Source organism: Streptococcus fryi (assembly GCF_053206505.1).
In genome coordinates this window covers 22,847-46,077 of the sequence record NZ_JBRUGW010000001.1, presented here as the reverse complement: position 1 = coordinate 46,077, position 23,231 = coordinate 22,847, and the positions used below count along the sequence as shown (strand labels likewise).

Annotated in this window: 22 protein-coding genes, 2 tRNA genes and 1 other annotated feature; of the genes, 8 read left to right on the top strand and 16 right to left on the bottom strand. The window is 37.3% G+C overall.

Going from position 1 to position 23,231, the window contains the following annotated elements:
• Positions 1-70: 70 nt before the first annotated feature.
• The 3 genes from mnmG to mnmA all read right to left on the bottom strand — a co-directional run bounded on the left by mnmG (position 71) and on the right by mnmA (position 3,730).
• Positions 71-1,972, bottom strand: a complete 1,902-nt coding sequence (gene mnmG, locus ACVRZH_RS00240) for a tRNA uridine-5-carboxymethylaminomethyl(34) synthesis enzyme MnmG (RefSeq protein ID WP_447453329.1) — start codon at positions 1,970-1,972, stop codon at positions 71-73.
• A 161-nt stretch (positions 1,973-2,133) separates the two neighbouring features.
• Entirely contained in the window at positions 2,134-2,577 is a 444-nt protein-coding gene (locus tag ACVRZH_RS00235) for an NUDIX hydrolase (RefSeq protein ID WP_447453328.1), read from the bottom strand.
• Between the two features lie 31 nt (positions 2,578-2,608).
• A complete protein-coding gene (gene mnmA, locus ACVRZH_RS00230; RefSeq protein ID WP_447453327.1) occupies positions 2,609-3,730 on the bottom strand; it encodes a tRNA 2-thiouridine(34) synthase MnmA in 1,122 nt (373 codons plus the stop codon).
• 259 nt (positions 3,731-3,989) lie between these two features.
• Between mnmA and sdaAB the strand changes: the two genes are divergently transcribed.
• Genes sdaAB through ACVRZH_RS00210 form a run of 4 tightly spaced genes read left to right on the top strand, consistent with a single transcriptional unit; the run spans position 3,990 to position 6,774 of the window.
• A complete protein-coding gene (sdaAB, locus tag ACVRZH_RS00225) occupies positions 3,990-4,661 on the top strand; it encodes an L-serine ammonia-lyase, iron-sulfur-dependent subunit beta (RefSeq protein ID WP_447453326.1) in 672 nt (223 codons plus the stop codon).
• Between the two features lie 11 nt (positions 4,662-4,672).
• Positions 4,673-5,545, top strand: coding sequence for an L-serine ammonia-lyase, iron-sulfur-dependent, subunit alpha (gene sdaAA, locus ACVRZH_RS00220; protein WP_447453325.1), 873 nt, complete (start codon positions 4,673-4,675; stop codon positions 5,543-5,545).
• 4 nt (positions 5,546-5,549) lie between these two features.
• A complete protein-coding gene (locus tag ACVRZH_RS00215) occupies positions 5,550-6,146 on the top strand; it encodes a histidine phosphatase family protein (RefSeq protein WP_447453324.1) in 597 nt (198 codons plus the stop codon).
• The gene (locus ACVRZH_RS00210; RefSeq protein ID WP_447453323.1) at positions 6,127-6,774 is read left to right on the top strand and encodes an HAD hydrolase-like protein; all 648 of its coding nucleotides are present in this window, start codon (positions 6,127-6,129) and stop codon (positions 6,772-6,774) included. The genes ACVRZH_RS00215 and ACVRZH_RS00210 overlap by 20 nt, the downstream gene beginning before the upstream one ends.
• Positions 6,775-7,000: 226 nt before the next feature.
• On the opposite strand, the gene ACVRZH_RS00205 is transcribed toward ACVRZH_RS00210, so the two are convergent.
• The 8 genes from ACVRZH_RS00205 to yfmF form a co-directional block, all read right to left on the bottom strand.
• Complete coding sequence (locus tag ACVRZH_RS00205; RefSeq protein ID WP_447453322.1) at positions 7,001-7,684, bottom strand: transglycosylase SLT domain-containing protein; 684 nt, start codon at positions 7,682-7,684, stop codon at positions 7,001-7,003.
• Positions 7,685-7,922: 238 nt separating this feature from the next.
• A complete protein-coding gene (locus ACVRZH_RS00200; protein WP_447453321.1) occupies positions 7,923-8,720 on the bottom strand; it encodes an energy-coupling factor transporter transmembrane component T family protein in 798 nt (265 codons plus the stop codon).
• Complete coding sequence (locus tag ACVRZH_RS00195; RefSeq protein ID WP_447453320.1) at positions 8,713-9,555, bottom strand: energy-coupling factor transporter ATPase; 843 nt, start codon at positions 9,553-9,555, stop codon at positions 8,713-8,715. The genes ACVRZH_RS00200 and ACVRZH_RS00195 overlap by 8 nt, the downstream gene beginning before the upstream one ends.
• Positions 9,513-10,370, bottom strand: coding sequence for an energy-coupling factor ABC transporter ATP-binding protein (locus ACVRZH_RS00190; RefSeq protein WP_447453319.1), 858 nt, complete (start codon positions 10,368-10,370; stop codon positions 9,513-9,515). The genes ACVRZH_RS00195 and ACVRZH_RS00190 overlap by 43 nt, the downstream gene beginning before the upstream one ends.
• Complete coding sequence (pgsA, locus tag ACVRZH_RS00185) at positions 10,371-10,925, bottom strand: CDP-diacylglycerol--glycerol-3-phosphate 3-phosphatidyltransferase (protein WP_447453318.1); 555 nt, start codon at positions 10,923-10,925, stop codon at positions 10,371-10,373. It lies immediately after the preceding gene.
• A 12-nt stretch (positions 10,926-10,937) separates the two neighbouring features.
• Positions 10,938-11,828, bottom strand: coding sequence for a helix-turn-helix domain-containing protein (locus ACVRZH_RS00180; protein ID WP_447453317.1), 891 nt, complete (start codon positions 11,826-11,828; stop codon positions 10,938-10,940).
• 87 nt (positions 11,829-11,915) lie between these two features.
• Entirely contained in the window at positions 11,916-13,196 is a 1,281-nt protein-coding gene (gene yfmH, locus ACVRZH_RS00175; protein WP_447453316.1) for an EF-P 5-aminopentanol modification-associated protein YfmH, read from the bottom strand.
• A gap of 1 nt (position 13,197) precedes the next feature.
• Entirely contained in the window at positions 13,198-14,448 is a 1,251-nt protein-coding gene (gene yfmF, locus ACVRZH_RS00170) for an EF-P 5-aminopentanol modification-associated protein YfmF (protein ID WP_447453429.1), read from the bottom strand.
• Between the two features lie 168 nt (positions 14,449-14,616).
• On the opposite strand from yfmF, the gene yaaA reads away from it, so the two are divergent.
• Positions 14,617-15,012: a S4 domain-containing protein YaaA gene (gene yaaA, locus ACVRZH_RS00165; RefSeq protein ID WP_447453315.1), complete on the top strand. Its 396-nt coding sequence runs from the start codon at positions 14,617-14,619 to the stop codon at positions 15,010-15,012.
• Between the two features lie 2 nt (positions 15,013-15,014).
• Positions 15,015-16,124, top strand: coding sequence for a DNA replication/repair protein RecF (gene recF, locus ACVRZH_RS00160; protein WP_447453314.1), 1,110 nt, complete (start codon positions 15,015-15,017; stop codon positions 16,122-16,124).
• 13 nt (positions 16,125-16,137) lie between these two features.
• Here the strand turns inward: recF and ACVRZH_RS00155 are convergent, their stop codons facing one another.
• The 3 genes from ACVRZH_RS00155 to trpS form a co-directional block, all read right to left on the bottom strand.
• Positions 16,138-17,001, bottom strand: coding sequence for a GRP family sugar transporter (locus ACVRZH_RS00155; RefSeq protein ID WP_447453313.1), 864 nt, complete (start codon positions 16,999-17,001; stop codon positions 16,138-16,140).
• 229 nt (positions 17,002-17,230) lie between these two features.
• Complete coding sequence (gene guaB / locus ACVRZH_RS00150) at positions 17,231-18,712, bottom strand: IMP dehydrogenase (RefSeq protein ID WP_447453312.1); 1,482 nt, start codon at positions 18,710-18,712, stop codon at positions 17,231-17,233.
• Between the two features lie 185 nt (positions 18,713-18,897).
• Entirely contained in the window at positions 18,898-19,920 is a 1,023-nt protein-coding gene (trpS, locus tag ACVRZH_RS00145; RefSeq protein WP_447453311.1) for a tryptophan--tRNA ligase, read from the bottom strand.
• 50 nt (positions 19,921-19,970) lie between these two features.
• Positions 19,971-20,198 (bottom strand) — a binding site (T-box leader).
• Between the two features lie 117 nt (positions 20,199-20,315).
• On the opposite strand from trpS, the gene ACVRZH_RS00140 reads away from it, so the two are divergent.
• Positions 20,316-21,188, top strand: a complete 873-nt coding sequence (locus ACVRZH_RS00140; RefSeq protein WP_447453428.1) for a YitT family protein — start codon at positions 20,316-20,318, stop codon at positions 21,186-21,188.
• A gap of 68 nt (positions 21,189-21,256) precedes the next feature.
• Complete coding sequence (locus tag ACVRZH_RS00135; protein ID WP_447453310.1) at positions 21,257-22,879, top strand: ATP-binding cassette domain-containing protein; 1,623 nt, start codon at positions 21,257-21,259, stop codon at positions 22,877-22,879.
• A 149-nt stretch (positions 22,880-23,028) separates the two neighbouring features.
• On the opposite strand, the gene ACVRZH_RS00130 is transcribed toward ACVRZH_RS00135, so the two are convergent.
• Both ACVRZH_RS00130 and ACVRZH_RS00125 read right to left on the bottom strand, forming a co-directional pair.
• Positions 23,029-23,102, bottom strand: a tRNA-Asn gene (locus ACVRZH_RS00130).
• Between the two features lie 19 nt (positions 23,103-23,121).
• A tRNA-Glu gene (locus ACVRZH_RS00125) sits at positions 23,122-23,193 on the bottom strand.
• Positions 23,194-23,231: the final 38 nt, after the last annotated feature.

Below are 23,231 nucleotides of genomic sequence, written 5' to 3'. Positions count from 1 at the left end.
CCTCTTAATAGTTTATTATAACACAAATAAGCCCTAAAATATAGGGCTTAATCTGAAGTTCATTGAAAACCTATTGGAGTTTCTTTTTAGAACGGCTACGCCCCTCTAAATAAACCATCAAGATGGAAATATCCGCTGGATTGACACCTGAAATACGACTGGCTTGACCGATGGTTTCAGGATTGATTTTCTTGAATTTTTGGCGAGCTTCGGTAGCGATAGAATCAATGTCATCCCAATCAATATTAGCTGGAATGCGTTTTTCTTCCATACGTTTCATTTTAGCAACTTGTTCCAAGGCCTTGTTAATATAACCTTCGTACTTGATTTCTGTTTCTATAAGCTCAATCAATTTGGCATCTAAGGGCTGTTCAGAAGGACCTACAAAGTTTAAAATAGCCTCATAATTCACATCTGGACGACGCATAAATTCTTTTGCTGTCATAGCGTCCGTCAACGGTTTGAAACCTAATGCTGTGACTTTCTCATTGGTTTCAGCAACTGGTTTTAATTTGATACCGTCCAAGCGAGCCATTTCAGTTTCAAATTGTTGCCTTTTTTGCTCAAATTGTTCCCAACGCTCATCATCAACTAACCCAACATCACGACCTAGAGCAGTCAATCGCATATCAGCATTATCGTGACGAAGAATCAAGCGGTACTCAGCACGACTGGTTAAGAGACGGTAAGGTTCAAGGGTGCCTTTGGTCACCAAATCATCAATCATAACACCGATATAACCGTCGCTTCTCTTTAAGATAAACTCAGGTTTGCCTTGAACTTTGAGGGCTGCGTTGATACCTGCAATCAAACCTTGACCTGCTGCTTCCTCATAACCTGAAGTACCATTTGTTTGACCTGCTGTAAACAAGCCTGAAATTACTTTTGTTTCCAATGTTGCACGAAGCTGATGTGGAAGAACAATATCATACTCAATAGCATAACCTGTTCGCATCATTTCAGCATTTTCAAGCCCTTTGATAGAATGCAATAGTTCTTTTTGCACATCCTCTGGTAAGCTAGTTGACAAGCCTTGGACATAAACTTCTTCCGTATCTCGTCCTTCTGGCTCTAAAAAGAGTTGGTGGCGTTCCTTGTCAGCAAAACGCACAATCTTGTCTTCGATAGATGGGCAATAACGAGGACCCACACCTTTGACAACACCTGAAAACATGGGTGCTCTATGGAGATTACTATTGATTATGTCGTGACTACTGATATTAGTATAAGTCAGCCAACAAGGGATTTGGTCTTGTAAGTAATCTTCATCTTTTGATAAAAACGAAAAGTGGTTTGGTGTCGTATCACCTGGTTGAATTTCGGTCACATCGTAGTTAATAGAACTCGCCTTGACACGTGGTGGGGTCCCCGTCTTAAAGCGAGCAATCTCAAGTCCCAAGTCACGTAGATTATCAGCCAAGGTCACAGAAGCCAAACTATTATTTGGTCCTGAAGAGTATTTTAAATCACCAAGGATAATCTCACCACGTAGGGCTGTACCAGTCGTTACAACAACTGCTTTAGCTGAAAAAGTCTGGTTTGTCGCAGTTCTCACGCCAATAACCTTGCCATCTTCGACCAGAATCTCATCAATCATGGACTGACGTAGGGTTAAGTTCTCTTGTTGTTCGACTGTCTGCTTCATTTTTTGAGCATAAAGAGCCTTATCAGCCTGAGCACGAAGGGCACGAACAGCTGGTCCTTTACCCGTATTTAACATCTTCATCTGGATATAAGATTTATCAATGTTTTTACCCATTTCACCACCAAGGGCATCAATCTCGCGAACGACAATCCCTTTAGCAGAACCACCAACGGATGGATTACATGGCATAAAAGCAATCATATCAAGGTTAATGGTTGCCAATAAGGTTTTGCACCCCATTCGACTAGCTGCTAAACTGGCTTCAACTCCCGCATGGCCACCACCAATAACAATAACATCATAATTTTCTGTAAACGTGTGTGTCATCTTTCTTCTCCATTTTTCGCAAAAAAGGTCAAACCCCAAAGTGCAAGCTAAAAAAGCCTGCAACCCATGAGCTTTGACCATCATTACGATTACTTACTGCTATTCTATCAAATTGATATAGAAAGTCAACTCATTTATATCCTGTCATCCGCTCAATCTTCTTAACAGATATGTTTGAGTTGTCCATCCCACTGAGGCAAAATATCTTTTAAAAACAGGGGTACAAGATTAATGTCAGATAAGCTATCTAATCCAACCCATTCACAAGTTTGTTGAATGTGTCCCTCTATCATTTCAAGGGGCGGCTCTTCTAAAGGCGTGACAACATAGTGAAATTCAATATTATGGAATTGGATGTCATCTTGAACAAATTGATTTTCAACCACAAAAGCCAATCTGTCAACCGTCACAGTAATCCCCAATTCTTCATAAACTTCCCTAACAACAGCATCATGAGTCGCCTCATTGACTGCAATTGCACCACCCATAGCATAGTAAAAACCTTGACTATCTTTTGTTAACAATATCTGATTATCTCTGATGATTAAAGCTGTTGCCCTAACACCAAAAACTTGATTATCAACTCTTGTTCTAAAATCTTGCATTTGCCACCCCTATCATTTCAAAGAAAACCACCTAAATATATTGGCAAATATCGCCATCCTTAAAGGCTAAATCAATAATGCCTCCCCCAAGACACTCCTCACCATCGTAAAAAACAACTGCTTGACCTGGTGTAATCGCGCGTTGAGGCTCTTCAAAGATCACCTCAGCCTTGTCTCCTTTAACCTTGACAGTTACTTTACTATCAGGTTGACGATAGCGAAACTTAGCCGTACATTCTAGTGTGAACTCTTCAGGCATATCTTTTGTGAAATGCACTTGACTAGCTGTCAAGCTAGTTGACATTAATGACTCATGATAGAAACCTTGACCAACGTATAAAATATTTTGCGACAAATCTTTACCTACGACAAACCACGGTTGATTATCGCCACCATGTTGTCCGCCAATACCTAGCCCACCACGTTGTCCGATAGTATAGTACATGAGACCAGCATGTTCGCCCATATCACGTCCATCCACAGTCATCATGCGTCCTTTTTGAGCAGGCAAATACTGGCTTAAAAAGGTTTTGAAATTTTTTTCACCGATAAAACAAATACCTGTCGAGTCTTTTTTCTTAGCCGTTGCCAAACCTGCTTTTTCAGCCAAAGCTCTCACTTCTGGCTTTTGAAGGTGACCAAGTGGAAACATTGTTTTTTGCAATTGGTCCTGTGATAACTGACTTAGAAAGTACGTTTGGTCCTTTCCGTTATCTGCCCCTCTAAGCATCCGTGTAGTGCCATCTGGATCATGACTGACTTGAGCATAATGCCCTGTTGCAACATAATCAGCTCCCAAACTCATGGCATAATCCATGAAGGCCTTAAATTTAATTTCCTTATTACACATGACGTCAGGATTAGGTGTACGTCCTGCTCGGTATTCCGCTAAAAAATACTCAAATACGCGATCCCAGTACTCTTTTTCAAAGTTTACAGAGTAGTAAGGAATGCCAATTTGATCAGCAACAGCCGCTACATCCTTATAGTCTTCAGTCGCTGTACAAACACCAAATTCATCGGTATCGTCCCAGTTCTTCATAAAGACACCAACAACATCATAACCCTGTTCTTTTAACAACAAGGCCGTTACAGAGGAATCCACTCCTCCACTCATCCCGACAACAACACGTGTTTTTGAGTTATCTGTCATTACATTCTCCCATCAATCTCATACGTTAAAACATCATTTTAACGTATGGTTATAGTCTTTTCAAAAAACGATTTGAAGGTCGATTTTGAAGCCTTAATAAAGTAAGGCAAGCCCTATTATAACATGATTTAGGGGGGTGTCAACATTCTAGAACCACATCATTTATTTTATACAATGTCATTGAAAATATTGTTGTGAAAAGTAACCGTTTTACTGCTGATTTTGATATAATGAAGAATATACAAAGGAGTTCTATTCTATGAAAACACTTCGCTTTCAATCTGTCTTTGACATCATAGGGCCTGTCATGATTGGCCCATCTAGTAGCCATACAGCAGGAGCAGTCCGTATTGGTAAAGTTGTCCATTCTATTTTCGGAGAAGAACCTGATCAGGTGACTTTTAGCCTCTACAATTCATTTGCTAAAACATATCAAGGTCACGGTACCGATAAAGCTCTGGTCGCTGGTATTTTAGGTATGGATACAGATGATCCAGATATCAAAAACTCGCTCGAAATCGCCCATCAAAAAGGGATTAAAATTTATTGGGAAATCTTAAAAGATAGCAATGCTCCTCATCCTAACACGGCAAAAATAACCGTCAAAAAAGGAGATAAAAGCATGAGTATTACAGGTATTTCCATCGGTGGAGGTAATATCGAAGTCACTGAGTTAAACGGTTTTTCAGTATCCCTAAATATGAACACACCAACCCTCATTGTCGTCCACCAAGATGTTCCTGGTATGATTGCAAGGGTAACGGACATTCTATCGGATTACAATATTAATATCGCCCAAATGACTGTCACCCGTGAAAAAGCTGGTGAAAAAGCTATCATGATTATCGAAGTTGATTCACGTGACTGTCAAGAAGCTGTTGAAAAAATTCAGCTCATACCACATTTACACAATGTCAACTTCTTTGATTAAAGGAGACTTATATGTTTTATACAATAAAAGAGCTTGTTGAACAAGCTGAATCAAATTTCAACGGTAATGTTGCTGAGTTAATGATTGCTACTGAAATTGAACTTACAGGACGCACCAGAGATGAAATCATTTCAATTATGGAAAAAAACTTAGCTGTTATGCTCTTATCTGTTGACAACGGATTAACAGATAGTAAATCTATCAGTGGGTTGACTGGTGGTGATGCTGTCAAAATGGACAAATACATGAAGACAGGCAAAACACTATCTGACAATACGATTTTAAGTGCTGTTCGTAATGCTATGGCAGTAAACGAGCTTAACGCTAAAATGGGATTAGTTTGTGCAACACCAACGGCTGGAAGTGCTGGATGCTTACCTTCCGTGTTAGCAACAGCAATTGATAAATTAAATTTAAGCCATCAAGAACAACTTGATTTCCTCTTTACAGCAGGTGCTTTTGGGCTTGTTATCGCAAATAATGCTTCCATCTCAGGCGCAGAGGGTGGGTGTCAAGCAGAGGTAGGATCGGCTTCTGCGATGAGTGCTGCCAGTCTAGTATTAGCAGCTGGTGGAACAGCCTATCAAGCTAGTCAAGCTATTGCTTTTGTGATTAAAAATATGCTAGGTCTCATTTGTGACCCTGTGGCTGGGCTTGTTGAAGTTCCTTGTGTGAAACGTAACGCCTTAGGTAGTTCATTTGCTATGATTGCAGCTGATATGGCTCTTGCTGGAATCAATTCACAAATTCCAGTTGACGAGGTGGTAGATGCCATGTATCAAGTCGGTTCAAGTATGCCAACAGCTTTTCGTGAGACAGCTGAAGGTGGCTTAGCTGCAACACCGACAGGAAGACGTTACAGCAAAGAAATTTTTGGTGAATAGATAGATGGTAACAACATTTTATTTTATCAGGCATGCTGAGCCAAATTATAATAATCATGATGGTGTCCACAGAGAGTTGACAGCTAAAGGTTTACAAGATAGTCAACGACTAATTGCCTTTTTTGAGCATACCAAGATAGATGGTGTTTTTTCAAGCCCGTACAAAAGAGCCATTCAGACGATTGCGCCACTAGCTAATCATAAACAACTTGACATTAAAATTATCGATGACTTCCGAGAGCGAAAAATTGATGATGTCTGGATTGAGGATTTCGACAGCTTTTCAAAACAACAATGGCAAGATAAAACTTATAAATTATCTAACGGAGAATCTTTACAAGACGTTCAAGAAAGACAAGTCAAGATAATCAATCAATTGTTATCAACGCATCATGGTAAAACAATAATTGTTGGTTCTCACGGGACTGCACTCTCTAGCCTTATCAACTATTACCAACCTCAGTTTAGCTATGAAAACTTTGAAGCTATTAAACACCTCTTCCCATTTGTTGCTCAGTTGACGTTCAATAGACAGACTTGTCAATCTATATCGATTGACAATATCTTTACAGGAGAACACTATGACATCTATTCTATTTGATCTTGATGGCACCTTAGTCGATTCAAGTGATGGCATTTTTAATGCCTTCAGATATGCCTTTAAACAAATGAATATTGAGTTACTGGATGATAGTGATATGCGCTCCTTTATCGGTCCTCCCTTAGAAGTTACTTTCCAACAGCTCTTTGACAAACAAGATGATATTGAGACTGCCATTAGTTACTTCAGAGATTACTATCAACGAAAAGGTGTCTATGAAGTAAACGTTTATTTAGGTATAGAAGAAAGCCTTCAAAGATTAGTTGACAGTGGTCATCGTCTCTTCGTGACAACTAGCAAACATGAACCTATGGCAAAACAGATGTTAGAAAAACTAAATTTGTCACTATATTTTACTAACATCTATGGTTCAACTGACAAGCGTTACCACAAAGAAGACGTCATCAAAGCATGTATAATGGACAATCAGCTACTTAAAGAAAATACCTACATCGTTGGTGATACGCTTTTTGATATGATCGGCGGACAAAAGATGGGTATTAAAACTATCGGTGTCACATGGGGGTTTGGAACAATTAACGAACTAATAAAAAATGGAGCAGATTATATTTACCATACCCCAAGTGAATTAAAAATGATTGACAACCTTTTGAGTAAAAATCACTAAGCCCCTAAGTTAGAATATTTAGAGTGACTGACAAAAGATACAAATTCTTTTAAAGAGTTGCAACAAAACTTCAAACCTACAAATACAAAAAAGCGAACACAACTAGTTTTCTGATTATCAGAACTTTGTTGTGTTCGCTCTTTATGTCTAATTCAGTAATCTAGAGATATAATGATAAAGAATATCAAGAATCAAACTATTTTTTCAAAATTCCTCTTTTAGTTAACTACATTCCCCAAGCTGCAAGCCCTTGATTATTGTAAGCATTCAAAGCTGCATTAACCTGATCTTGAACAGTTGCTGTTGAACCCCAACCTGGCATAGTCTGGAATAAACCTGATGCACCGGAAGCATTAGCGGCATAGGGATCTCCATTAGATTCACGTGCAATAATATATTCCCAAGTCGCTTGAGGTACCCCTGTCGCTGCAGCCATTTGTGCAGCCGCTTCACTACCAATTGCACCTGCAGTATTACCATTGGATAAAACAGTCGGATATGCTGTGTTAGCATTACTATAACTAACTGGAGTTACTTGTGGAGAAACTACAGGAACATATGTTGCTGTTTCAACAACCACGGCTGTTTGCTCAGTAGCTGTAGCGGGAGTAACCACTGTTTGTTCTATTTGAGCCTCAGTAACTATTCCTGATTCTTCCTTAACCTTTTCCTCTGCTAAAACTTTTGTATCTTTCAGTGGAAAATCAAGTGAAATCGGTTTTATATCAATTTTAGACTCAACTTCCCTAACCTCTGAAAGTGTTAAGAAAGAGGCTGTATTGACAGCTGAAGTGGCAACAAAACCTACTACTCCTGTTACAGCAACTAACATGCTATACTTAATCCATTGTGTTCTCTGACGACTACGCTTCACTCTACTATACATATCCATTATTTTCCTATATAACATATTTTCTCCTATTATATTAACTTTTTTATGTTACAAAAATATTAATTATCTGTGACTAAACCGTTGAAAATCATATGTTTTAGCGACATAATGTAACATTTAGGCGTTTCAATAAATTAAGGAATCTTGAAACAACCTCACTATAATAACCCTATTATGTTACATTTGTTTATAAAATAGATTAAAAGTGTTACGCTGACGTTGTTATTAGACTAAAAAAGCACTTAAAAATAAGTTTTTAAGTACTTTTTAATAAATATACTACCGTTCCAATAGCTAATAATAACACAATAGCTAGAGTGTCTCTCCATGCCCAACGTAGCATACGATATTTTGTTCGCCCCTCACCGCCTTGGTAGCCACGTGATTCCATAGCAATAGCTAAAGCATCTGCTCTTTTAAAACTAGACGCAAATAAAGGGATTAAAATAGGGATAATAGATTTTACTTTTTGAATAAGGCTACCTTCACCAAAATCCACACCACGCGCTCTCTGTGCGTTCATAATGCGTGTCGTATCATCCATCAATGTCGGTACAAACCGTAAACTCAACGATAACATCAAGCCAATCTCATGCACAGGAAATTTAAAAACGGCTAGAGGTTTTAAAAGTGACTCAATGGCATCTGATAAACTCAACGGTGTTGTTGTCAACGTCAACAAGGTTGAAAAGAAAATGATTAAAATAAAACGCATAAAAATCGTCGCAGCTTGCTGAAGACCATAATCAGTTACTGTCAAAAAACCAAATGTAACGATAGTATTACCAGCTTGAGTAAAGACCAACTGAAATAAGGTTGTAAATAAAATCAATCCAACCATAGGCTTTAAACCATTGATGAAAAACCGTAGTGGAATACCAGATAACAAAACTACCGATAAGGTTAAAACTGTCATGATGAGGTTGTTAATGATATTGTTAGCCCAAAAAACAATCACGATAAACAAAAACATGGCCAGTAGCTTACTACGTGGATCCAAGCGATGGATAACTGAATCTCCTGGAATGTATCGTCCTAAAATAAGCTTATCCATGACCAATCACCTCCACAAACTCTTCAATGGTTACCGGCAAATGTTCCAAATCAAAACCTCTTTTCACTAAACCTTGAGCAAATTTGGTGATTTTTGGCACACCTAGTTGTTTTTGTTCCAGCAAATCAACTTGCTGAAAAACTGCTTTAGGTGTCCCTGATAAGATTAATGAACCTTTTTCTAACACATGGACATGATCAGCATAATTAGCAACATCATCCATCAAATGAGTCACTAAAACAATCGTCATTCCCTCTTGATGAAGTTGTTTGAACAAAGTCATTAAGTCTCGTCTCCCCTTAGGATCAAGACCTGCCGTTGGTTCATCAAGGACTAAATAATCAGGTTCCATAGCTAAAATACCAGCAATCGCAACCCTTCTCATTTGCCCACCTGATAGTTCAAAAGGGTTTTTATCAAACAATTCTTCTGAAATACCCACCAATTGTAGTTTCTCACGAGCAATTTTTTCAGCATCTTCCTTTGAAATACCAAAGTTTTGTGGACCAAAAGCAACATCTTTTAAGATCGTTTCTTCAAATAACTGACTTTCTGGAAACTGAAAAACTAGACCAACTTTTTGTCGCAAAAACTTAATGGCCTTCGGTTTGGATGATGAGCTGAGAACCATACCATCCACATCAACCTGGCCTTCCGTAGGTAAATGCAAACCATTCAGAAGTTGCATAATAGTTGACTTACCACTACCAGTATGCCCTATAAAAGCGGTATAGCTTCCCGATTCAATCTTTAAACTAATATCTGAAAGAGCTCTCTGTTCAAATGGTGTTCCTAACTGATAGGTAAATCCGACCTTTTCAAGACTGATTGCCATATATAATCTTCTAATTCCTTTTCTGTCAAATATGTCGTTGGAAGAGAAATCCCTTTATCTTCCAAAGCTTTTAGAACGTGCATAGTAAAAGGACAGTCTAATCCTAATTGCAATAATTCGTCACCTTTAGCAAATAGTTCTCTCGGTGTGACGTCAGATACAACTTTGCCCTGTTTCATCACCAAAACCCGATCACTCAAGGCCACTTCATCTAAATCATGGGTAATAGAAATGACTGTCAAGCCAAACTCTTCTCTGACATCTTTAATAATACGTATCAATTCCAAACGACCTTCAGGATCCAACATGCTTGTCGCCTCATCCAAAATAATAATATCTGGTCGTAAGGCAATAGCACCCGCTATAGCAACACGTTGTTTCTGACCACCTGACAAACGAGCAGGCTCGCGCTTACTAAATTCTTGCATTCCGACACGTTTTAAGGATTCAGTCACCCTTATTGTCATTTCATCAAGAGGCACACCCTTATTTTCCAAGCCAAAAGCAACATCATCCTCTACTGTTGCACCGACAAACTGATTGTCTGGGTTTTGAAAAACCATGCCAATCTTTTGACGTAACGCCAAAACGTTATCTACTGTTAACTCTTGACCACAGATTGTGATGGTACCCGAACTAGGTTCCAATAAACCATCGATCAGTCGAACAGTCGTCGATTTTCCACTACCATTGTGTCCAATAATAGACAACCATTCACCTTGTTTCACGTGAAACGATACATCACTAAGTGTTTTTTTATCGTCATCGTCACTGTATGCAAAACTCAGGTGATTTACTTCAATTATATTTGTCATCTATTTAAATGTCCCCTTAAACAAGAAACCCGCTCCTTTAAAATAATCATAACCAGAATAAATTGTAAAAAAGAGAGAAACATAGAGCATCATTTGACCTACTACAGTAAAGTGACACAAGAGTAAGATAATCGCAAGCATCTGGGTAACTGTTTTAATTTTCCCAGGAAGAGCTGCCGCAAGGACTTCGCCACCTGTTTCAACAAGTAATAAACGAAGACCTGTCACTGCCAACTCACGACAGATAATAACAGCTGAAACCCAAGCTGGTGCCAAATCTAAACCAACTAGCATAATAAAGGCACTCATCACTAAAATCTTATCAGCCATAGGATCAGCAAATTTACCAAAATTGGTCACAACCTGCCACTTTCTAGCTAGGTACCCATCCAAAAAATCTGTGAAACTAGCAATAGCAAATACAAGAGCTGCTATCATATGCCAACCTGTACCACTAAATGATGTCAAAATCAAAAAAACAGGTATCATAGCAATACGAAGAAGCGTCAAAAAATTTGGAATATTCTCTTTTTTGGTTAGTATTTCGTTTAACATATCGTTCCTTTACTAATTCGTTGTGTTTGTCTTATCAATAATAAGGTTAACATAAGTAGGTGATGCCGTTTCAAATGGAGATAAATCTAACTTCACATCATTGATCTTGATAGAAAGACCATCCACAATCCCTAAAGTCATCCAAGTATTGCTTGTGTCATCATATAAGTCTGTTTTGTAGGTTTTAGTGACTTGATCAAGGAGGATTCCACCTTCACCCAAATTAGAGTTTGTGAGAGCAACCCAGCTACTCTCAGCACTTTCTAATTCAAATGATACACTAACAGGAGTGCTTTGCGTTTGCACTGTAGCTGTCAGAAAACCTTCTGATTGCTCAACAGTAATCATCGTAGAAGGTTCGGTAACAATATCTTCCTTTTTTTCGTCAACTTTTTTGTCAACCTTCTCTTCAACTTTTTTAGAGTCATTGACTTTCGGGGTAGAGTCGTTTTTACTTGCAATATCAATTGTGGGTAACTTCAAATAAGGATAAATAAACCATAGCATGCCCAAAAAAGTAAGAAAGACAAGTCCAATCAATATTGGTCGTTTAGACATTTTTTTAGAATGATGTTTCTGTATTCGTGATTGTCTAACTGATCCTGTAAATAAATTACTTTCTGCAATATCACAGTCATTTGAGTAATCATAATTAAAACTAGGTTTTTGGTTTTTCTGACTTTCGTAATCCATGATAATATCATTAGCTGCTAGACCAACAGTTTCGGAAAATGTGGTTAAATAAGATCGACAATCTTCATCTGATAATAAGGTAAATTGATCTAATTCCAGAACCAATATAAGGTGACTATCAATCCCAGTAAGCTGTTCAATATCCAAAATCTGTAAACCTTTACGAACACGTGCTTGCCGTAATTTGTCACCGACACTTTGTACTACCATTTTATCCCCCTTGATTTGCATTTTAAGCACAAAATAGAACGTTAAATCACATACAATTCTTCAATAGTTATCAGCCTACCAGTGTAATTACTTAGGAAAAATAGTGAATTCTGTGACGGAGGCTTGGTCGAAAAACTGTAAACCAATATGACAAATCTCATCAAGTGTCAACCTATTCAGTATTTTCGGCAAATCAAAATAAGTTTCATGACTTGACAGATAAGTAACAAACTGATGACTGATATCATCAATTGAATCTAAACTGCGAATAAATTCACCGTAAATCTCATTTTTTAACAAAAATAAATTTTCCTCTGTGAATTCATTACTGTCAAAAGCATTCTTTAACACCTTACGAATACGACTACTCATAGCAATAGGCTCGTCTGTATCCAATGTCAACATGACAAATTGATAGCGACTAGATACTTCAATATCAAAATCAAACGAATCGTCTATCTTATTACTATCATACCATTTTTGATAATGATTAGATGTCCAGCCAAACAACATATTCAAAAAAAGCCGTAGTGCGAGTTTTTGTTTGATTATAGAACCTCTACGAATAGGTTTGCCTCTAAAACCCAGTCCAAGTTTTGGTTTCACAACATCCATTGAAATTGATTTTTTAGGAATAACCGATTGTAAACTAATCTCCTTCTTTTTGTAAACTACGTTGTCAGTGTTTTCAAAAGCAGATTGAGATAGCAGTAACGCTTTATCTAACTTTTTATGGTCAAAGTCACCAACAATAACCAAAGTCATATTAGTGGGATGATAAAATAACTCGTAAGCTCTTTTCATATCATCATAACAAACTGCCTCTACGCTATCTTCACTACCAGCAACATCTTCTGCCATAAGACTATGTGGATAGAGATTAGCTAATATACCTTTATACAATTGAAAATCAGAATCATCTTGATACATGCTAATTTCTTGTTTTATGATTTCTTTTTCACGGGTAATTGACTCTTCTGTAAAGAATGGTTTACCAACTAACTCCTGAAGAAGTTGGACAGACTCGATTAGCGATTCTGTCGTTGAGAAAAAATAACTTGTCCTCTCAAATGTTGTATATGCGTTACTATCAGCACCTAATTTTGTAAAAAACAAAGAAATATCTTCTTGATCTTGGTCTAAAAATAATTGATGTTCCAAAAAATGAGCTATACCAACAGGTAAATACCTCGTCCTACGATTGAAAATATACTGACTATCTAAAGCTCCCATGCCTACAGTTAACATGGCTGTCATCTCTGTAAAGCCTTTTTTGGGAATGTAAAAAATATCTAAGCCATTAGGACAAGTTCTTTTATAAACAGTTTGGCCTGCCATCTGATATCTTTTATATCTAAGCCTCTCCATATCAAGCCTCCCCCTCTAAGAAGTAAACCACTTGTAACTTAATCAACGATGCAACTTTCATAATATCTTCTTTTGTCACCTGATTAAGTTCTGCTACCCAATGGTCCAATTCTAAAAAATCTTGAGGCATAACAAGACTATTATACTTTGTTTCAATTAGGTATTTAGGATTGTCCATTGATAGCATAATATTAGTCAAAATCATTTTCTTCGTTTCTCTTAATAATTGAACCGGGAAACGCCCCAACCTTAGTTGATTTAGCTCTCTATTGATTAACTGCATCGTTTTGACACGTTTATCACTGTCAATACCCGCGTAAACTTTAAGTAAACCTGTAAAGGTATCAAGATGACTACCTATTGAATAGGCTAACCCTTCATCCTCTCTTACTGTTGTAAATAAACGAGAATGAGAAAAAGCTCCTAACATACCATTTAGTAAAATCAATGAAAAATAATTTTTATCGTGATAAGACACTGGAACAGAGTAGGCTAACTGCAAGATAGACTGAGTAATATTCTTTTTCTCAGTTTTTTCACGGGTAATATTAGAGTATTTTTGATTGTAAACATATTGTAAATCAGGATTTCTATCACTGAAAGAAACTTGATGCATAATTTGAAGAGCTCTATATTCATCAAAATTACCAACAATAAAAATATCTATCTTATCTTCCCAAATCATCTTTTGAAATTCCTGAAATGCTGTAAAGGAATTTTCTAATGCAACTTGTTCTGGACTTGAGTATTTAGAATTTTGTAAGGCAGGATGGTCATAAAATAGTTTACGCATCTCTAAATCACTGTAATAAAAGTAATCTTCTTTGTCAACTTCAAGATAATGTAATAGATTTTTCTTTTCTACATTGAACGTTTTAGATTGGTATTGTTCTGCCGTTTTTAAAGGACGAGCTAAAATATCAAATAAAAAATGTAAAATATCTTCTAAAATACTACCTTCACTAACACCAAATGGATTGTCAACAAAAATAATATCTATGTCAACAATATGAACCATTCCTCTAGTTGATACAGAGGTTGTCAAACTAGCACCATACAGACTTGCTAGTTTTTTTCGAAATTGTTGACTGGTAGGATAAGCTTCACTTGCTGTTGCTAACATTTGAGCTACCAAAACACGCCGAGCCATCGTTTTGTCATCCATTTCACCTGAAAAGCGCATCGTCAGATGGGTCATTTTAAATTGCTGTGTTTTTATAAAGTGTAAATCAACACCTTGAGCCAGTTTCATTGTCATGTCTAGTTACCTATTCCATCTACATACTTACTTATCATTTAACTTTCATTATACCATTTTCAGAGCGTAAAATCATCTTGATATGTCTTAAAAAACCATTAAATATACTCACACCAAGTTTTATTATGTTATAATGAGACGGTATAGAAAGTTGAGGATAATATGGAATACAAATTATTTACAGAGTTCATAACACTACAAGCTCTTTTAAAAGAATGTGGGATTATTCAAAGCGGAGGGGCTATTAAAGCCTTTTTAGCCAATTATCCTGTATTATATAATGGGGAAACCGAAAATCGTCGTGGTAAGAAGATAAGAATTGGCGATGTTATAACCCTACCTAATCAGATGATTACAATTGTTGCACCAACTCAAGATGAAGTGGATCAATATATGGCTGATAAAGCTGAAAAAGAACGTATTGCAACACTTGTTAAGACTTTAAATAAAGCCAATAAAAAAGAACAGCAAAAGTCCAAATCATCTGTGGGCGTTTATAGAAAAACAAGAAACCAAAAATCATCCAATAAAAAAGCTGTTCGCTTTCCAGGAACTTAAGCATGTGGCTAGAATCAATCACCCTCAAACACTTTAGAAATTATGAGTTTATCAGTGCTGACTTTTCGCCCTCTCTCAATATTTTTATTGGTCATAATGCTCAAGGTAAAACCAACTTTTTAGAAGCAATTTATTTTTTAGCCTTAACAAGGAGTCATCGAACCCGATCTGATAAAGATTTGATACAATTTGACAACAAAAGCCTCTCTGTCAATGGCATCTTAAAACGTTATAGCGGACAAATGCCTCTTGATATTAGCTTGACAGATAAGGGGCGTATCACCAAAATCAATCATCTCAAACAATCTAAATTATCCGATTATGTAGGAACAATGACAGTTGTACTGTTTGCCCCCGAAGATTTACAACTTGTCAAGGGATCTCCGACTATCCGTCGTAAATTCATTGATATTGATTTAGGGCAAATCAAACCACTTTACTTGACAGAGTTATCAACTTACAATCATGTTTTGAAGCAACGTAATAATTATCTTAAATCCTCTGATACTATTGATAGTATTTTTCTATCTGTGTTGGATGAACAACTAGCTGATTATGGTAGCCGAGTTATTGAACATCGATTACAATTCATCAAAGAACTTTGTCAACATGCTGACAACCATCATTCTAATATATCCAATCAACTTGAACACATCCATATAGATTATATGTCCTCATTTGCCTTAACTGATGAGGTGCCTATAAAACAACAATTTTTAACCGAACTTGAAAAGCGTCGTTCCAAAGATATCTTTAAGCGTACAACAAGTATTGGACCACACAGAGATGATATCGCCTTTTTCATAAATCACTTAAACGCTTCATTCGGTAGTCAGGGACAACAAAGAAGTCTCATTCTATCTCTAAAACTTGCTGAGATTGATCTGTTTAAACAACATACAGGAGATTTTCCTATACTGTTATTAGATGATGTACTCAGCGAATTAGATGACATCAGACAAACTAAATTACTAGAAAGCATAACAGAAAATATCCAAACTTTTATTACAACAACAAGTCTAGAACATATCAATACAAGTCATCTACCTTCTTCGTTGAAACTATTTCACATCGAAAACGGCTATATCAAAAAAAAGCAAGAACAGGAATAAACCCGTCTTGCTTTTATGCTTTAATGAATCCTAGTAAACCTGCACCAATGACAAAGCAAATAATACCAATCCAAATCCAACGCATTTCTTTTTTGGTCTTAGTCTCACCCAAGAATATAATTCCTCCAAATATGGAAATAACGGCACCTAACTGAGAAAAGCTGAAGGCAATAGCAAGACCAGCACTAGCTGCTGCTAATAGCATGAAGATATTACCTACTCCCCAAAGAAAACCTACCATCATATTTTTGAGAACAACAGGTGCAAAATCAAGTTTAAATGACATAAACATCAACGCCCCTAATACCATACCTACAGACATTGGAAAAATCACCGACAAGGCATCAAATTTCATAATATTATTGAATAAAATAGCATAAGCCAGATAACCAAAAGTCGAGTAAGTTAATGCAAATAGACCTTTTTTGAAATCACCATGTTCTGCTTGAGATAATCCTTCACGACTATCTTTCTTACTGAGAAAATAAAAACCAAACAAGAGACTAACAAGAGCAATACTGCCCAACAAATATTGTGTCGTAGTTGTCCATTCATTAAAAACAAAGGCACCTATCAAACTTCCAATCAATAACTGACTTCCAGCTGACAGAGGATTTCCCACTGACACACCCATTGCTTTCATTGCATGAAATTGACCATTTTGCCCAATAGACCACAAGATACCACCTAAGATACCAAAGACCCATAATTTCATATCAAGTTCTGGTCTAACAATCATGTAAACACCTAATGCAAACACAAGTGCACCTAGTGTCATACCAAATGTTTGTTGATCTGGTCTCCCACCAATTTTATTACTCGCAAAACCAATACTTCCCCATGCAAACATAGGTACTAACGCATAAAGAATTCCCACTTTTTTCTCCTTTACAATTTGTTGATACTATTGTCAACTTTGTTTAATTCATTGTCAATTATATTGAAATCTGTTTTTTTAAGACATTCTATGTTATTCTATAGTATTTTAATCTTTATGTCAATATTCAACCACCAAATAAGGAGATGGACAATATAATCCATCTCCTATATTTAGGACTAGTGTAAAAGTCGCCGTCAACATTTACTAATAATAGTTATCTATAACTTTATTTCATTGAATAGTTTGGTGCTTCGTTAGTGATTTGAACATCGTGTGGATGACTTTCAATCAAGCCTGCTCCTGTCATTTCAATAAATTGTGCATTATCATGAAGGTCTTGAATGTTAGCTGCTCCTACATAACCCATACCTGAACGAAGTCCACCAAGCATTTGGAAAACGATGTCAGCTGCTGCACCCTTATAAGCGACACGTCCTTCAATACCTTCTGGAACGAGCTTATTAGCTTCATTAACAGAACCTTGGAAATAACGATCACTTGAGCCTTTTTTCATCGCTGCAATAGAGCCCATACCACGATATGTCTTAAACTTACGACCTTGGAAGATTTCTGTTTCACCAGGTGCCTCATCAGTACCTGCAAACATAGAGCCTAACATAACAGCATTGCCACCAGCAGCAAGTGCTTTGACGATATCTCCTGAATACTTGATACCACCATCAGCGATAATCGATTTACCATATTCACGCGCAACCGCAGCAGCATCATAGATAGCTGTCACCTGTGGTACACCGACACCCGCAACAACACGTGTTGTACAGATTGAACCAGGTCCGATACCCACTTTAACAACATCAACGCCAGCATCAAACAAAGCACGAGCTCCTTCTGCTGTAGCAATGTTACCAGCAATTAAGGTTCTATCTGGGAAATGTGCTCTAATTTCAGCAATCTTACGAAGAACACCTGCTGAGTGACCGTGAGCTGTATCGATAACAATAGCATCTGCTCCTGCTTCAAATAATGCCTCTGCACGTTCAAAGGTATCAGATGTTACACCTACCGCACCTGCAACAAGAAGACGACCAAATTGATCTTTCGCAGCATTAGGGAACTCGATAACTTTTTCGATATCCTTAATCGTGATAAGACCTGATAAACGTCCATTGTCATCAACTAAAGGTAATTTTTCAATACGATGTTCCTGAAGAATTTTTTCAGCTGTTGTCAAATCAGTTCCTACTGGAGCTGTTACAAGATTTTCACTTGTCATGTGTGCTGAAATTGGTTGATTGAAATCTGAAATGAAGCGTAAATCACGGTTGGTTAAAATACCAACTAATTTACGATTATCCAAAGTTTCAACAATCGGTACACCACTAATACGGTAACGCCCCATCAAAGCATCCGCTTCAGCAATTGTATGGTCTGGCGTTAAGAAGAATGGGTCAATAATAACACCATTTTCAGAGCGCTTAACCTTGCGTACCTCATCTGCCTGAGCTTCAATAGACATGTTTTTGTGGATAACACCTAAACCACCAGCACGTGCAATCGCAATCGCCATTTGGCTCTCTGTAACAGTATCCATCGCTGCAGTGATGATTGGAATATTTAATGTCAAATTCTCTGCCAGCTTCGTCTGTAAACTCACCTCATTCGGCAATACATGACTCTCTGCTGGAATTAGCAATACATCATCAAAAGTAAATCCTTTTTTCAAGAACTTAGTGTCCCAATTCGACATTGAAATAATCCTCTTTTCTATATATACTTCTCAAATGACAAAGCATTTGGAAAATTGATAGTTACTATAATAGCACTATCTAGTGATTTGTCAACTAATTCATCCATGTTTTTTGAAAACCATTTTAAGGGCACTGTTGAAGTAATCTTATTGGAAACTATTTAAACTATCATGGCAAATATCTATTAAAAATAGTTTATCCCCATAGCTGACTTAACTTCAGACAAGGTTTGACTTGCTTTTTCACGCGCTTTGATGCTGCCTTTTTCAAGCATACGGTAAACCTCACCCATATCCTTAGCGAACTCTAAGCGTCTCTCTCTAATAGGAGCTAACTCACGTTCCATAATCTCTAAAAGATAACGTTTTGTTTTGACATCACCAAGACCACCACGTTGATAATGTTCCTTCATGGCTTCAATCTCTGTCTGATCTTCCTCACGACCAAATACATCTAGATAATGGAAAACCATATTTCCTTCAATTTGGCCTGGATCTTCAACTCTGATATGATTCGGGTCAGTGTACATACTCATAACTTTCTGACGAACAGTATCCATATCATCTGCTAGATAAATACCATTATTGAGTGATTTAGACATCTTGGCATTACCATCAAGGCCAGGTAAACGACCAGCAGCCTCATTATTAGGAAAAATTCCTTCTGGCTCTACTAAAATATCTGTCTGATACGTATTATTAAAGCTACGAACAATCTCACGCGTTTGTTCAATCATTGGTTTTTGATCCGTACCAACAGGAACCAAGTTCGCTTTAAAGGCAGTAATATCTGCTGCTTGAGAAATCGGATACACTAAAAAACCTGTCGGGATAGATTCACCAAATCCTTTTTGGGCAATCTCTGTCTTAACCGTTGGATTGCGTTCTAAACGAGCTAATGAGACTAAGTTCATATAGTACATGGTCAATTCAGCCAACTCTGGAATTTGACTTTGGATAAAAATGGTCACTTCTTCAGGATCTAACCCCGCAGCCAAATAATCCAAAGCTACATTACCAATAGAATCAATAACCTTTTCCGGTGTCTTAGCATAATCTGTTAAGGCTTGCTGATCTGCTAAGAAAACAAACATATCATAGTTACCTTCCTCTTGTAACAGAACACGATTTTTCAAACTTCCTACATAATGACCTATATGTAGTTTTCCGGTTGGACGGTCTCCCGTCAAAATAATTGGTCTTGACATCACTTTCCTCCTTTTATTGACTAGAATAAAAAAACTCACGCAAAAAATTGCGTGAGGGCGTTAAACAGTATAACACGGTACCACCTCAATTAACAGTAAGCTTACTGCTATCTCATCATCCTCTAACAAGGATTTGCACGATAAGGAGTGCCTACCTGAAGATTATTGTTTTTCTTCACTTTCAATAATCAGCCCATTTCAATGGCCACCTTACTGACTCACAGCACCGTCAGCTCTCTTTAAAAAGGGGGTAACATTTACTCTTTCTGATTAGTTAATATCATACTCTAACCATTATTTATTGTCAATATAAATATACAAAAAATCTTGACTATCAAGCATTTATCAAGCATAATAGAGCTTATGAAATGAAAGAAAAGAGGTTGCAAGAAATGATGAAAGAAAGAGTCAGAGAATTTTTTCTAGTTACTCTAGGAGCTTCTATTAGTGCTATCGGCTTTAATACTATGTTTGTGCATAATGGTATTGTTTCAGGTGGTATTGGAGGATTAGCAGTTAGTTTTAAAGAATTATTTGGTTGGAATCCTGCCTATTTTACACTAGCTGTCAATGTTCCACTATTAGTTTTTTGTTTTATTTTTTTAGGAAAAGCTAACTTCATGAAGACCTTATATGGGTCATGGATTTATCCTATTCTCATAAAAATGACGGATTTTCTGCCTGCCCTCACCAGAGATCCTTTGCTCGCCGCCATTTTTGGTGGACTGATGGTAGGATTTGGACTTGGTTTGGTGTTCTTAGGAAATTCTTCAACTGGTGGTACAGGTATCATTACTCAAATCATTCACAAATATAGCCCACTCTCATTGGGAATGATTATGATTATTATAGATGGGATTGTTGTAGCTACAGGTTTGATTGCTTTTAGCTCTGACACTGTGATGTATTCCATCATCGCACTGGGATGTATTTCCTATGTCGTCAATACCGTTGTAACAGGTTTCAACACCTCTAAGAATGTTATGGTAATCTCTCAAAAACATGATATTATTAAACAACATATCACAAAAGTAACCGACCGTGGTGTAACAGAATTTCCAGTTTTAGGTGGGTTCACAGGTCATGAAAAACGGTTATTGATGACAGTTGTGACTAGCCAAGAGCTAGCTGAACTACAACGTGATTTAACAACTATTGATGAAACAGCTTTTGTTATTGTCATGCCTGCTGCTCAAGTTATCGGTAGAGGGTTCAGCATTACAAAAGACCACGCTATCAATGATGATGAATTAATCATCCCAATGTAATCATTGATAAATAGCCTATTTTTAGGTAAAATTAATCTGACTATATAAATGAAAATGAGGTAATCAAATTGCTTACAGTATCAGACGTATCCTTACGCTTTAGCGACAGAAAACTCTTTGATGACGTTAATATCAAATTTACAGCAGGAAATACTTATGGCCTAATCGGTGCCAACGGTGCTGGAAAATCAACTTTCCTTAAAATTTTAGCAGGGGATATTGAGCCAACAACAGGACATATCTCACTTGGACCAGATGAGCGTCTATCAGTTCTTCGTCAGAACCACTTTGACTACGAAGACGAAAGAGCTATAGACGTTGTTATCATGGGAAATGAGCAATTATATAGCATCATGAAAGAAAAAGATGCTATCTATATGAAAGAAGATTTCTCTGAAGAAGATGGTGTCCGTGCTGCTGAATTGGAAGGTGCTTTTGCTGAACTTGGAGGCTGGGAAGCAGAAAGCGAGGCTTCTCAACTCTTACAAAACTTAAACATACCCGAAGAGCTTCACTATCAAAATATGAGTGAACTGGCTAATGGCGATAAGGTGAAAGTCCTTCTTGCCAAAGCCCTATTTGGTAAACCAGATGTGTTACTTCTTGATGAGCCAACAAACGGTTTGGACATCCAATCAATCACTTGGTTAGAAGACTTCCTTATTGACTTTGAAAACACTGTTATCGTTGTATCCCATGACCGTCACTTCTTAAACAAAGTATGTACTCACATGGCTGACCTTGATTTTGGCAAAATCAAACTCTTTGTCGGAAACTATGATTTTTGGAAACAGTCATCTGAGCTAGCGGCACGTTTACAAGCTGACCGCAATGCTAAAGCAGAAGAAAAAATCAAAGAATTACAAGAATTCGTTGCTCGTTTCTCTGCCAACGCTTCTAAATCAAAACAAGCCACATCACGTAAGAAGATGTTAGATAAAATTCAACTTGAAGAAATCATTCCTTCAAGCCGTAAATATCCTTTTATCAATTTCAAAGCAGAACGTGAAATGGGGAATGACCTCCTCACCGTTGAAAATCTATCTGTCAAGATTGATGGTGAAACAGTTATTGATAACATCAGCTTTATCCTACGTCCAGGCGATAAAACAGCCATTATTGGTCAAAATGACATCCAAACAACAGCCCTTATGCGTGCCTTGATGGATGATATCGACTACGAAGGCACAATCAAATGGGGTGTGACAACTAGCCGTTCATATCTACCTAAAGATAACACGCGTGACTTTGCATCAGATGACAGTATTCTTGAGTGGTTACGTCAGTTTGCTGCTAAGGAAGAAGATGACAACACCTTCCTACGTGGTTTCTTAGGTCGTATGTTATTCTCTGGAGATGAAGTTAACAAACCTGTAAACGTCTTATCCGGTGGCGAAAAAGTGCGTGTCATGCTGTCTAAACTCATGCTATTGAAATCAAACGTCCTCATTCTTGATGACCCAACAAATCACTTGGATTTAGAGTCAATCTCAAGTCTTAACGATGGTCTTAAAGCCTTCAAAGAATCGATTATCTTTGCCAGCCACGACCATGAATTTATCCAAACACTTGCTAATCATATCGTTGTGATCTCGAAAAATGGGGTTATTGACCGTATTGATGAAACTTACGATGACTTCTTAGAAAACCAAGAAGTTCAAGCTAAAGTTAAGGCATTGTGGAACAATTAAGAAACACCAAAGGCATAGGAACTTTCATCCTATGCCTTTAGTGTTTTTCAAAATGATGCTACATAGTGATGAGAGCACTCATTATTAAACAGCTAAAACTTAATTATGACAAACAAAAAAACCTCTTATTTAAGAGGCTTGTCTTATCACTCCGGCAGCAGGACTCGAACCTGCGACATCATGATTAACAGTCATGCGCTACTACCAACTGAGCTATGCCGGAATAGCTACAAGGGCTAATATACTCCGTACGGGATTCGAACCCGTGTTACCGCCGTGAAAAGGCGGTGTCTTAACCCCTTGACCAACGGAGCAAATTGTTAAGAACTATTTCCTTAACACTCTTATTATT